Genomic DNA, 12562 nt, shown 5'->3' with positions numbered 1-12562 from the left:
ATCGATACCCTCCCCAAACGACGTCGGCTCCCAAGACCACAACCAGGTCTTGGGAGCCGAAGTCACGAGAGGATCCGAATTAACCAACGGCATCCCCACGGGGTGCCCGGCTCCCGCGCGGGCGGCTCACGCCGGAGCGTGGACTGTCCCGACGCGAGTGCCTCACGCCGGGACGTGCACCGTTTCCACCCGGCTCGCCACCAGCCGTTCCCGCTCCCTGCGGGCCGCGCGCCTGCGCAGTCGGAGGATCTGGCTCACGCCGAGCGCCTGGAGGACGAACACCGCGGAGAACGCCACCGTGTAGTCGTCGCCGGTCGCGTCGAGCAGGACACCGACGGCGAACAGGGTCGTCATCGAGGCGACGAAGCCGCCCATGTTGGTGATGCCGGACGCGGTTCCCTGCCGTTCCGGCGGGTTCGCGGGCCGCGCGAAGTCGAAGCCGATCATCGACGCCGGGCCGCACGCCCCGAGCACCGTGCACAGCACGATCAGCAGCCACATCGGGGCGCGGTCGGCGGGGTAGGCCAGCGTCGCCGCCCAGAGCAGGGCGGTCGTCCCGACCGTGCCCAGCGCCAGCGGGAGCCGCGCCTCGTGGTGCCGGGCGACGATCTGGCCGTAGACCAGGCCGATCGCCATGTTGGACAGGACGACCAGGGTGAGGAGTTCGCCCGCCGTGGCGCGGGACAGGCCCTGGGCCTCCACCAGGAACGGCATGCCCCACAGCAGCAGGAACACCATCGCCGGGAACTGCGTGGTGAAGTGCACCCACAGGCCGAGCCGGGTGCCGGGCTCCCGCCAGGACGCGGCGATCTGGCGGCGTACGTAGGCCGTGCCCTGGCGGGGCAGCGGCTGGGGTTCCTGGCCCTCGGGGTGGTCCTTCAGGAACAGCAGGAGCAGGACCAGTACGACGACACCGGCCAGCGCGCTGCCCGCGAACGCCGCCGTCCAGCCGACGCCGTGCAGCAGTCGGGCGATCACCAGGGTCGAGACGAGGTTGCCGGCCATGCCGACGAGGCCGGCGAGCTGCGCGACCAGCGGGCCGCGCCGGGCCGGGAACCAGCGCCCGCCGAGCCGCAGTACGGCGATGAACGTCATCGCGTCGCCGCAGCCCAGCAGCGCGCGCGAGGCCAGCGCCATGCCGTAGGAGGGGGAGAAGGCGAAGCCGAGCTGGCCGGCGGTGAACAGGACCACGCCGATGGTCAGCACCTTCTTGGTGCCGAGCCGGTCGACCAGGAGGCCGACGGGTATCTGCATGCCGGCGTAGACCAGCAGCTGGAGTATCGAGAACGTCGACAGCGCGGAGGCGTTCACCTGGAAGCGGTCGACCGCGTCCAGTCCGGCCACACCGAGCGAGGTGCGGAAGATGACGGCGACGAAGTAGACCGAGACGCCGGTGCCCCACACGAGCATCGCGCGCCGGGTGCCGGGGGCCCCGCCGGGCCGTCCGGGCTCCGGGCGGGGACTGCCCGGCGTCGGGGCGGAGGACGGGCTCACCGGACCTCCCCGCGCGCCAGGTGCGAGAACCAGCTGACGTGCCGGTGGACGACCTCGACGGCCGCTTCCGCGTCCCCGGTGCGCAGCGCCCGGAGGATCTCCTCGTGCTCGGCGAGGGTCTTGGCGATGCGGTCGGGGTGCGAGTGCATCACGGCGACGCCCATGCGCAGCTGGCGGTCGCGGAGCTGGTCGTAGAGGCGGGAGAGGATCTCGTTGCCGCCGCTGCGGACGATCTCGGCGTGGAAGCAGCGGTCGGTGACGGCCGCCGCGGCCAGGTCACCGGCGGCGGCCTGCTCCTTCTGCCGGGCGAGCATTGCCTGGAGGCGCTCGATGAGGCCCGGCGGTGCCGGTACGGCCTTGCGTGCGGCGTGCTCCTCGACGAGCAGCCGGGTCTCCACGACGTCCGCGATCTCCTGGGCGGAGACGGGCAGGACCAGGGCGCCCTTCTTCGGGTAGAGCTTGATCAGCCCTTCGACCTCCAGCCGCAGCAGGGCCTCGCGCACCGGTGTGCGGGAGACTCCGACGGCCTCGGCCAGCTCCCCCTCGGTGAGCAGGACGCCGCCCTCGTAGCGGCGGTCGAGGACGCCTTGTTTGACGTGGGTGTAGACGCGGTCGGCGGCGGGCGGTTGCTTCACGGCTGCCAGGCTGCTCATGCCGACAGGATAGATACAACACGTACGCATGGGCAGGACCGTCCACCATGCGGAATCGCCTCGCCGCGGCAGTGGGCGAAAAAAGTCGTCCACGGTGAGCAACCATGTGGGACCTTCGTATGTCAGACACGTGCGGCCGCTCCGATTTCACTTCTCAACTCGGCCGTCACACAAGGGCATTCAACGTAATCGGGGTATCTCACTTGATAACCGGCATCAAGGGCATCCGTATCCGCAGGGCCGTCGCCGTCGGCCTGGCCTCCGGAGCGATGGTCGTGGGCGGAGCCCTCAACGCGGCGCCCGCGCAGGCCCTCACCACGCCCAGCATCGTCGCGGCGGGCGGCTACGCCATGGACAACTCGAACGCCAGGACGCTGTACACGAAGGCGGCGGACACCAGGCGTTCCACCGGCTCCACCACCAAGATCATGACGGCGAAGGTGGTGCTCGCGCAGCCGAACCTCAACCTGGACGCCAAGGTCACGATCCAGATGGCGTACAGCGACTACATCGTGGCGAAGAACGCCTCCTCCGCCCGCCTCATCGTCGGCGACAAGGTCACCGTCCGGCAGCTGCTGTACGGCCTGATGCTGCCGTCCGGCTGCGACGCCGCGTACGCGCTGGCCGACAAGTTCGGCACGGGCACGACGCGGGCGGCGCGCGTGAAGTCGTTCATCGGCAAGATGAACACGACCGCGAAGAACCTCGGTCTGACGAACACGCACTTCGACTCGTTCGACGGCATCGGCAACGGCTCCAACTACTCGACGCCGCGCGACCTGACGAAGCTCGCCAGCAACGCGATGAAGAACACCACGTTCCGCACGATCGTCAAGACCAAGTCGTACACCGCCAAGACGATCACCAAGACCGGCAGCACGCGCACCATGGCGCCGTGGACCAACACGAACTCGCTGCTGAGCAGCTACAGCGGCACCATCGGCGTGAAGACCGGCTCGGGCTCCGTGTCCAAGTACTGCCTCGTGTTCGCCGCCACGCGCAACGGCAAGACGGTCATCGGCACGGTCCTCGCCTCGTCCTCGTCCACGCAGCGCGCGGCGGACGCGACGAAGCTGCTGAACTACGGATTCGCCAAGCTCGGCTGAGCACCGACAGCGGCAACGGCGCCGCGCAGCGGTGACGGCACGACAGGGGCCGCCGGTTTCCCACCGGCGGCCCCTGGGCGTTCTCACGGCTCCGCCAACTGCGCCGCCAGGTGCGCGGTCCGCGCGGCGCCTACGGCGTCACCGTGAAGTTCCGAAGGATCGCCGCCGTCAGCTCCGGGTCGCCCTCCGCCTTCACGCGGTCCGCCACCGCCTCCGGCGTCACCCGCCCGCAGGCCAGCCGGACGTACGTCTCCCAGTCCAGGGTGAGGGCCGCGGCCGGGCCCAGCGCGGGCGCCGTCTCGAGGGTGCCGCGGCCCTGGATGTCCACGCGGATCGTGCGCAGGAACTCGACGGGGCCGTGCACGTCGAACACGACGGCCGCACTGCGCGGCGCGTTCGCCAGCTCGGCGACGACCCGGGGCAGCGCGGCGAGCAGGACGTCCCGGGCGACGTGCGCGCCCGCGGAGTCCAGGTTGCCGGGGCGGCCGAGAGCCGTGCGCAGGTCCTGCTCGTGCACCCACACGTTGAACGCGTGGTTGCGCATGGACTCCTCCAGCGTCAGCTCCGCGCCGAGCGGGCCGCGTACCTTCGCGCCCGGGTCCCGCGACTCGTTGCGCAGCTGGCGGTTGCGGCGGATGATCGTGTACTCCAGCTCGGACGTCATCTCCGGCGCCGTGTGGTGGCGGCGGACGTCGACCTGCATCTCCATGTAGCGCTGGTGGTCGTTGGTCACGTGGAACAGGTCGCGCGGGAGCGTGTGGATGGGGCGCGGGTCGCCGAGCATCTCGCAGTCCAGTCCGATGACGTGCGACACCACGTCGCGGACGGACCATCCCGGGCACGGCGTGCGGCCGTTCCACTCGCCCTCGACGAGCGGCTGCACCAGCTCGGATATCGCTTCGATCGACTGGGTCCAGGCATCGGCGTAGGGCTGGAGGGTGGGATGCAGACTCACGGAACGGGACCCCTCGGCGGTCGGTACACGGGCAGGTTGTGGCGGCGGTGCCAATGGGCGGCGGCTGCTCTCGGCGGCGTCTTGGAACGTCCCCCAGGTTCTCGGCTGCGCTCGAACTGGGGGAACCCCCAAGTTACGCTGCTGTGAGGCACCCCGGCAGTGCTTTCGTGTGACGATCGTAGGCCCGTATGGACGGCTCGAATGCCAGGACGGTGGTAGTGTGCGCGCCTCTTTGCTCCAGATCTCCGTAGACGAGGACGAATCGGCCGACGCGCGTCGGCAGCGGGTCGCCGCGCTGGTACGGGACCAGGCGGGCGCCGACCTCGTCGTCCTGCCGGAGCTGTGGACCACCGGCGCCTTCGCCTACGAGGCGTTCGGCAGCGAGGCGGAGCCGCTCGCGGGGCCGACCTGCGAGGCGATGGCGAAGGCCGCGAGCGACGCGGGCGTGTGGCTGCACGCGGGCTCGATCCCCGAGCGCGACCCCGACGGGCCGCTCTACAACACGTCACTCGTCTTCTCCCCCTCCGGTGATCTGGCCGCCGCCTACCGCAAGATCCACCGCTTCGGCTTCGACCAGGGCGAGGCCGTGCTGATGGGCGCGGGGCGGGAACTGGTGACCGTCCGTCTGCCGGACACGACGATCGGTGTGGCGACCTGCTACGACCTCCGTTTCCCCGAACTCTTCCGCGGTCTCGTCGACGCCGGAGCCGAGACCTTCGTCGTCCCGGCGGGCTGGCCGGAGCGCCGCCGGTCGCACTGGACGCTGCTGGCTCAGGCGCGGGCGGTGGAGAACCAGGCGTTCGTGCTCGCGTGTGGAACGGCCGGGACGCACGCGGGAGTTCCGCAGGCCGGTCACTCGATCGTGGTCGATCCGTGGGGCGAGGTGCTGGCGCAGGCCGGCAGCGGCGAGGAAGTCCTCACCGTCAACTTCGACCCGGTGAAGGTGGGCACGACGCGGGAGCAGTTCCCGGCGCTGAAGGACAGGGTGCTGGGGCTTGAGCCGCCGGGGCGGTGAGCCGACCGGGCGGTTCGGTGAGCCGGGCGACGGAGCCGGGCGGGCGGGGCGGTGATCCGGGGGATGGAGCCGGGCGGGCGGGGCGGTGATCCGGGGGATGGATGCGGGCGGGCCGGCGCGGGGGAGCCGGGTGAGGGAGCCGGAGGGACCGGCGCGGGGGACGCGCCGGCCCGGTTGTCGGTGCCGGATGTCACCCTTGGACCATGAACCACTCCGCACCCCGACGCGCCCGCGTCCGCGCCCCCGAGCTGACCGGCAAGGGCGGCTGGCTGAACACGGGCGGCAAGCAGTACGGCCTCGCCGACCTGCGCGGACGCATCGTCGTCCTGGATTTCTGGACGTTCTGCTGCGTCAACTGCCTGCACGTCATCGACGAGCTGAGGGAGCTGGAGGAGAAACACCGGGACACCCTCGTCGTCGTCGGGGTGCACTCGCCGAAGTTCGCGCACGAGGCCGACCACCAGGCGGTCGTGGACGCCGTGGAGCGGTACGGGGTCGAGCACCCCGTGCTGGACGATCCCGAGCTCACGACATGGAAGCAGTACGCGGTGCGCGCGTGGCCGACGCTGGTGGTCATCGACCCGGAGGGGTACGTCGTCGCGCAGCACGCCGGGGAAGGGCACGCGCACGCGATCGAGCGGCTCGTGACGGAGCTGGAGGCCGAGCACGCCGCCAAGGGGACGCTGCGCCGCGGCGACGGGCCGTACGTGGCGCCGGAGCCCGAGCCGACCGTGCTGCGCTTCCCGGGCAAGGCACTGCTGCTGCCCTCGGGGAACTTCCTGGTCAGTGACACCACCCGGCATCAGCTGGTGGAGCTGGCGGCCGACGGCGAGAGCGTGGTACGGCGGATCGGGTCCGGCGCGCGGGGCTTCGGGGACGGGACGGCCGGGGCGGCGTCCTTCAACGAGCCGCAGGGGCTCACGCTGCTGGACGACGGCTCGGTCGTCGTGGCCGACACGGTCAACCACGCCCTGCGGCGGCTCGACCCGCTGTCCGGCGAGGTCACCACCCTCGCCGGTACGGGCCGGCAGTGGATGCAGGGCGAGGCCACCTCGGGGCCCGCGCGGGAGGTCAGCCTGTCCTCACCGTGGGACGTCGCCCTGTGGGGCGGCAGGGTGTGGATCGCCATGGCGGGCGTGCACCAGCTGTGGGCGTACGACCCGGTGGCCGGGACCGTCGCCGTCACGGCCGGGACGACCAACGAAGGGCTCGTGGACGGGCCCGGCGCGGAGGCCTGGTTCGCGCAGCCGTCCGGGCTCGCGGCGACGCCCGAGCGGCTCTGGCTCGCCGACTCCGAGACGTCCGCGCTGCGGTGGGTGGACACGGACGGGGCGGTGCACACCGCGGCCGGCACCGGGCTGTTCGACTTCGGACACCGCGACGGGCCCGCCGGACAGGCGCTGTTCCAGCACCCGCTGGGCGTCACCGCGCTGCCCGACGGCTCGGTCGCCGTCTGCGACACCTACAACCACGCCCTGCGCCGCTACGACCCCGCGACCGGCGAGGTCACCACGCTCGCCACGGATCTGCGCGAGCCGAGCGACGCGGTGCTGGCCGGCGACGACATCGTGGTCGTGGAGTCGGCGCGGCACCGGCTGACCCGGCTGCGGCTGCCGGAGGAGGCGGTACGGGTCGAGGGCGTCGCCCATCGCACGCGGCGTGCGGCGACCGACGTGGCGCCGGGCCCGCTGCGGCTGGACGTGATCTTCGAGGCGCCGGCCGGTCAGAAGCTCGACACCCGGTACGGGCCGTCGACCCGTCTGCTCGTGTCGGCCACGCCGCCCGAGCTGCTGCTGGCCGGGGAGGGGGCGGGCACCGATCTGTCCCGCGGCCTGGAGCTCGACCCGGCTGTCGCCGAGGGCGTGCTGCACGTGTCCGCGATGGCCGCGTCCTGCGACGACGACCCGGACAACGCGTATCCGGCCTGCCATGTGCACCAGCAGGACTGGGGCGTCCCGGTCCGCCTCGCCGAGGGCGGGGCGGACCGGCTGCCCCTGGTCCTCGCGGGCATGGACGCCTGACGGCTCACACGCCGTAGCCGTCGCTGTAGCCGTCCCGGTGGTGGGGAGCCTGTCCGTCCACGACGGAAGTCGTGTGCGGGACCACCACGCGGCGGCGCCGGTAGATGCTGGTGAAGGTCGCCACGCCGATCAGGCCGACGATCATGAAGATGAGACCGACCAGGTTGACGTTCACGCCCTGCATGTCCCAGTCGGTTGCGAATGTGAGGATGGCTCCCACGGCGATGAGGATGATGCATCCGCCGAGGCCCATGAGTGTCGCCTCCCTGTCCGGTTCCGGTGACTCCGGTCGTTCCGGTTCGCTGGCGGGTACCCGGGGAGGCAACACCCATGCGCCGTCGCGTCACTTGACGTGACGGCAGCCCTCCCGCGCCGTCCTCTCGGTCAGTCCTCCAGAAACGCCGTCAGCGCTCTGGTCAGCAGCAACGGGTCGTCCGCGCCGCACAGTTCGCGTGCGCTGTGCATCGACAGAATGGCCACGCCGATGTCCACGGTGCGGATGCCGTGCCGGGCCGCGGTGATCGGTCCGATGGTGGTGCCGCACGGCATGGAGTTGTTGGAGACGAACGACTGGAAGGGCACGCCGGCCCTGTCGCAGGCGGCGGCGAACACCGCGCGGCCCGAACCGTCCGTGGCATAGCGGTTGTTGACGTTGACCTTGAGGATGGGGCCGCCGTTGACGCGCGGGTGGTGCGTGGGGTCGTGGCGCTCGGCGTAGTTGGGGTGCACTGCGTGGCCCGTGTCGGAGGAGAGGCAGACGGTGCCGGCGAGGGCACGGGCCCGGTCCTCGAAGGAGCCCCCGCGCGCGAAGACGGACCGTTCCAGCACGGTGCCGAGCAGCGGACCGTCCGCGCCGGTGTCCGACTGGGAGCCGTTCTCCTCGTGGTCGAAGGCGGCGAGGACGGGGATGTTCCGCAGGCCGGCGCCCGAGGCCGCCGCGACGAGGGCGGCCGTACCGGCGTGCACGGACAGCAGGTTGTCCATGCGGGGGCCGGCGACGAGTTCGCGGTCACGGCCCAGGTAGGCGGGCGGCTCCACGGGGTGAACCATCAGGTCCCAGCCGGTGACCTCGCCCGCGGGCAGGCCGGCCGTCTCCTCCAGGAAGGCGATCAGGTCGCCGTCGCGCACGTCGTGGCCGAGGCCCCAGACGGGCTGGAGGTGACGCTGCTTGTCGAGCTTGAGGCCCTCGGCGGCCACCGAGCGGTCCAGGTGGATGGCGAGCTGCGGGACGCGCAGCAGCGGGCGGTCCACGTCGACGAGCCGCGTCGAGCCGTCCCGCAGGGTCAGCCGGCCGGCGAGCCCGAGGTCACGGTCGAGCCAGGAGTTCAGCAGGGGCCCGCCGTAGATCTCCACGGCGACCTGTCGCCAGCCGTGCGCCCCGGTGTCGGGCAGCGGCTTGACGCGCAGGTTGGGGGAGTCGGTGTGGGCTCCGACGATGCGGAACGGGGTGTGGGGGGCGGCGCCCTCGGGGACGTACCAGGCGATGACGGCGCCACCGCGCAGCACGTACTTGCCGCCGCTCGTGCCGTCCCAGGCGTCCGTCTCGGCGACCTGCCGGAATCCGGCCTTCTCCAGCCGTTCGGCGCAGTTCGCCACGGCGTGGTACGGCGACGGACTGGCCGCCAGGAAGGTCATGAGGTCGTCGGTGTGGCCGCGGTCGGCGTGGGGAGCTTCGCTCATGGGGTTCACCTTAACGACGGTCGAGGGCCCGCTCCCCCTTGCGGGAGCGGGCCCTCGGTACGGACAACGGAGGTGGCGCGGACCGGTCGGCCGGTTCCGGACGGCGGGCTCTAGAACGCGGCCTCGTCCAGCTCCATCAGGTCCAGGTCGACGCCCTCGGCGACCTTGCGGGCGGCGGTGACGCCCGGCAGGACGGTGGCGGCGAAGAACTTCGCGGCGGCGATCTTGCCGGCGTAGAAGGCCCGGTCCTTGCCGGTGGCCGTCTGGAGCTTCTCGGCGGCGATCGCGGCGCCCTTGAGCAGCAGGTAGCCGACGACCACGTCACCGGAGGCCATCAGCAGGCCGGTGGTGTTGAGGCCCACCTTGTAGATGTTCTTGACGTCCTGCTCGGTGGCGGCGAGGTCGGTGAGCATCAGGCCGACGATGGCCTCCAGCTCGACGGCGGCCTTGGCGAGGTGCTCGCGGGCGCCGGCCAGCTCCTCGCCGCCGGTGCCGAGCGCGAGGAACGTCTTGATGTCCTCGGCGAGGGAGTTCAGCGCGGCGCCCTGGTTGCGGACGATCTTCCGGAAGAAGAAGTCCTGGCCCTGGATGGCCGTGGTGCCCTCGTAGAGGGTGTCGATCTTGGAGTCGCGGATGTACTGCTCGACCGGGTACTCCTGGAGGAAGCCGGAGCCGCCGAAGGTCTGCAGGGACTGGGCGAGCTGCTCGTAGGCCTTCTCGGAGCCGTAGCCCTTGACGATCGGCAGGAGCAGGTCGTTGAGGGCGTGCTCGGCGGAGGCGTCCTCGCCGGCGGCCTCCTTGACCTGGATCTCGTCCTGGACGGAGGCGGTGTACATCACCAGGGCGCGCATGCCCTCGGCGTACGCCTTCTGCGTCATGAGCGAGCGGCGCACGTCGGGGTGGTGGGTGATGGTGACCTTGGGGGCGGTCTTGTCCATGAAGTTGGCCAGGTCCGGGCCCTGGACGCGCTCCTTGGCGTACTCCAGCGCGTTGAGGTAGCCGGTGGACAGCGTGGAGATCGCCTTCGTGCCGACCATCATGCGGGCGAACTCGATGATGCGGAACATCTGGCGGATGCCGTCGTGCTTGTCGCCGATCAGCCAGCCCTTGGCGGGGTGCTTGTCGCCGAAGGTCATCTCGCAGGTGTTGGAGACCTTCAGGCCCATCTTGTGCTCGACGTTGGTGGCGTAGACGCCGTTGCGCTCGCCCAGCTCGCCGGTCTCGAAGTCGAAGAGGTACTTCGGGACGAGGAAGAGGGACAGGCCCTTGGTGCCGGGTCCGGCGCCCTCGGGACGCGCGAGCACGTAGTGGAGGATGTTCTCCGACATGTCGTGCTCGCCCGAGGTGATGAAGCGCTTGACGCCCTCGATGTGCCAGGAGCCGTCCTCCTGCTGCACGGCCCTGGTGCGGCCGGCGCCCACGTCCGAGCCGGCGTCCGGCTCGGTGAGGACCATGGTCGAGCCCCACTGCTTCTCGACGGCGATCTTCGCGATGTGCTTCTGGACGTCGTTGCCCTCGTCGAAGAGGATGCCGGCGAAGGCCGGGCCGGAGGAGTACATCCACACGGCCGGGTTGGCGCCCAGGATCAGCTCCGCGTACGCCCAGATCAGGGAGCGGGGTGAGGTGGTGCCGCCGATCTCCTCGGGCAGGCCGAGGCGCCAGTACTCGGAGTCCATGAAGGCCTGGTAGCTCTTCTTGAAGGACGCGGGCACGGGCGCGGTGCTGGTCCGCGGGTCGAAGACGGGCGGATTGCGGTCGGCGTCCGCGAAGGACTCGGCCAGCTCGTTCTCCGCCAGGCGCGTCAGTTCCTCGAGGACGCTCTTCGCGGTCTCGACGTCCATCTCCTCGAACGGGCCCGTGCCGTACAGCTTGTCGCGCCCGAGTACTTCGAAGAGGTTGAACTCGATGTCGCGCAGATTCGACTTGTAGTGCCCCATGGCGACGGCTCCGTAGAGAGATCGGCGAGGCACTGACTCCTCGCACCAGTTCACGTACCAGCAAGTAGCTACGATGATGCTACCCGTCGGTAATAAGAAGCAACCCCGATCCGGTCATCTGTGACTCAGTACTCTTGCGGGCATGTACGGCTATGACCAGACCGCGGGACCGCAGGCGCAGTACCCGCCGCCGCAGCAGCCGATGTCCGGGGGCTATGGGCAGCAGGCGCCGGCGTATCCCGAGCCGTCCCCGCCCTCGCTCGCGGACGCGGTGCGCGCGTTCACCACCGGGCAGCTCTCCGCCGAGGACTTCCAGCAGATCTTCGCCACGTCGAAGGTCTACTGCCCGCGCGGCGACAACCCCGGGTTCCTGGCGCTGCACAACACGCAGCAGCCGGTGATCCCGATGTTCACCACGCTCAAGGAGCTGCGCCGGTACGCGGGCAAGGAGTCGAAGTACTTCGTGATCACCGGCGCCGAGGTGCTCGACCTGCTGCCGACCGGCTACGGCTTCGTCCTCGACATGGAGGGCGAGCACCGGATCGTCTTCGACGCCAAGGCAGTCGAACAGATGGTCGATTTTGCGATGCGCCGGATGTACGGCTGACGGTGGCTCGCAGGCGTGGAACCCGGAGGGAATGCCTTCCGGGTTTTTCTCTGTTCGGGTGGCAGAAAGTTCAACGCTCAACTAAAGTGGGCGCATACGAGGAGGAACCGACATGCCTGCAGTGACCGTCGAGAACCCGCTGACGCTGCCCCGCGTGACCGCGCCGGCCGACGCCGTGGCCCGTCCCGTGCTCGCCGTCACGACCGCGCCGGGCGGTTTCGAGGGCGAGGGCTTCCCGGTGCGCCGGGCGTTCGCCGGGATCAACTACCGCCACCTCGACCCGTTCATCATGATGGACCAGATGGGTGAGGTGGAGTACGCGCCGGGCGAGCCCAAGGGCACCCCCTGGCACCCGCACCGCGGCTTCGAGACCGTCACCTACATCATCGACGGCACCTTCGACCACCAGGACAGTCACGGCGGCGGCGGCACCATCACCGACGGCGACACCCAGTGGATGACGGCGGGCTCCGGCCTGCTGCACATCGAGGCCCCGCCGGAGCACCTCGTCATGTCCGGCGGTCTCTTCCACGGGCTCCAGCTGTGGGTGAACCTCCCGGCCAGGGACAAGATGATGGCCCCGCGCTACCAGGACATCCGCGGCGGCAGCGTCCAGCTGCTCACCTCCCCCGACGGCGGCGCGCTGCTGCGGGTCATCGCCGGTGAGCTGGGCGGGCACGCCGGTCCCGGCATCACGCACACGCCCATCACGATGATCCACGCGACGCTCGCGCCGGGTGCGGAGATCACCCTGCCGTGGCGGGAGGACTTCAACGGCCTGGCGTACGTGCTCGCCGGGCGCGGCAGCGTCGGCACCGAGCGCCGGCCGGTCCACCTCGGCCAGACCGCCGTCTTCGGCGCCGGCTCCTCGCTGACCGTCCGCGCGGACGAGAGGCAGGACTCCCACACGCCGGACCTGGAGGTCGTGCTGCTGGGCGGCCGGCCGATCCGGGAGCCCATGGCGCACTACGGCCCGTTCGTGATGAACACCCGCGAGGAACTCCAGCAGGCGTTCGAGGACTTCCAGAAGGGGCGGCTGGGGTCGGTGCCGGCGGTGCACGGGATGACGGCCGAAGGCCCGGAGGCCTGACCCT

Annotated in this window: 11 protein-coding genes; 5 read left to right on the top strand and 6 right to left on the bottom strand. The window is 70.8% G+C overall.

What is annotated here, in order from left to right:
* Positions 1–162: 162 nt before the first annotated feature.
* Together AB0M97_RS28430 and AB0M97_RS28425 are read right to left on the bottom strand one after the other, a co-directional pair.
* Positions 163–1410 carry an MFS transporter gene (locus AB0M97_RS28430; protein ID WP_365963842.1) on the bottom strand — a complete coding sequence of 416 codons (1248 nt, stop codon included), beginning with the start codon at positions 1408–1410 and terminating at the stop codon, positions 163–165.
* A gap of 80 nt (positions 1411–1490) precedes the next feature.
* Entirely contained in the window at positions 1491–2147 is a 657-nt protein-coding gene (locus AB0M97_RS28425; RefSeq protein WP_365963839.1) for a GntR family transcriptional regulator, read from the bottom strand.
* A gap of 203 nt (positions 2148–2350) precedes the next feature.
* Here AB0M97_RS28425 and AB0M97_RS28420 point away from each other — a divergent pair, with 203 nt between their 5' ends.
* The gene (locus tag AB0M97_RS28420; RefSeq protein WP_365963838.1) at positions 2351–3253 is read left to right on the top strand and encodes a D-alanyl-D-alanine carboxypeptidase; all 903 of its coding nucleotides are present in this window, start codon (positions 2351–2353) and stop codon (positions 3251–3253) included.
* A 130-nt stretch (positions 3254–3383) separates the two neighbouring features.
* Here the strand turns inward: AB0M97_RS28420 and AB0M97_RS28415 are convergent, their stop codons facing one another.
* Positions 3384–4208: a maleylpyruvate isomerase family mycothiol-dependent enzyme gene (locus tag AB0M97_RS28415; RefSeq protein ID WP_365963837.1), complete on the bottom strand. Its 825-nt coding sequence runs from the start codon at positions 4206–4208 to the stop codon at positions 3384–3386.
* Positions 4209–4428: 220 nt separating this feature from the next.
* Between AB0M97_RS28415 and AB0M97_RS28410 the strand changes: the two genes are divergently transcribed.
* Together AB0M97_RS28410 and AB0M97_RS28405 are read left to right on the top strand one after the other, a co-directional pair.
* Positions 4429–5223, top strand: coding sequence for a carbon-nitrogen family hydrolase (locus tag AB0M97_RS28410; RefSeq protein ID WP_365963836.1), 795 nt, complete (start codon positions 4429–4431; stop codon positions 5221–5223).
* A gap of 203 nt (positions 5224–5426) precedes the next feature.
* On the top strand, positions 5427–7244 hold the full coding sequence (locus AB0M97_RS28405) for an NHL domain-containing thioredoxin family protein (protein ID WP_365963835.1): 1818 nt from the start codon (positions 5427–5429) through the stop codon (positions 7242–7244).
* Positions 7245–7248: 4 nt separating this feature from the next.
* Here the strand turns inward: AB0M97_RS28405 and AB0M97_RS28400 are convergent, their stop codons facing one another.
* The 3 genes from AB0M97_RS28400 to AB0M97_RS28390 form a co-directional block, all read right to left on the bottom strand.
* Complete coding sequence (locus tag AB0M97_RS28400) at positions 7249–7497, bottom strand: DUF6458 family protein (RefSeq protein ID WP_365963834.1); 249 nt, start codon at positions 7495–7497, stop codon at positions 7249–7251.
* A 131-nt stretch (positions 7498–7628) separates the two neighbouring features.
* Entirely contained in the window at positions 7629–8924 is a 1296-nt protein-coding gene (locus tag AB0M97_RS28395; RefSeq protein WP_365963833.1) for a M18 family aminopeptidase, read from the bottom strand.
* 110 nt (positions 8925–9034) lie between these two features.
* Entirely contained in the window at positions 9035–10861 is a 1827-nt protein-coding gene (locus AB0M97_RS28390) for an acyl-CoA dehydrogenase (RefSeq protein ID WP_365963841.1), read from the bottom strand.
* A gap of 142 nt (positions 10862–11003) precedes the next feature.
* On the opposite strand from AB0M97_RS28390, the gene AB0M97_RS28385 reads away from it, so the two are divergent.
* Both AB0M97_RS28385 and AB0M97_RS28380 read left to right on the top strand, forming a co-directional pair.
* Positions 11004–11468, top strand: coding sequence for an SseB family protein (locus AB0M97_RS28385; protein WP_365963832.1), 465 nt, complete (start codon positions 11004–11006; stop codon positions 11466–11468).
* A gap of 112 nt (positions 11469–11580) precedes the next feature.
* A complete protein-coding gene (locus AB0M97_RS28380) occupies positions 11581–12558 on the top strand; it encodes a pirin family protein (protein WP_365963831.1) in 978 nt (325 codons plus the stop codon).
* The last annotated feature ends 4 nt before the right edge of the window (positions 12559–12562 follow it).

This window comes from Streptomyces sp. NPDC051207, from assembly GCF_040682395.1.
In the GTDB taxonomy this organism is placed as follows: domain Bacteria; phylum Actinomycetota; class Actinomycetes; order Streptomycetales; family Streptomycetaceae; genus Streptomyces.
This window is presented reverse-complemented; position numbering and strand designations above follow the sequence as displayed.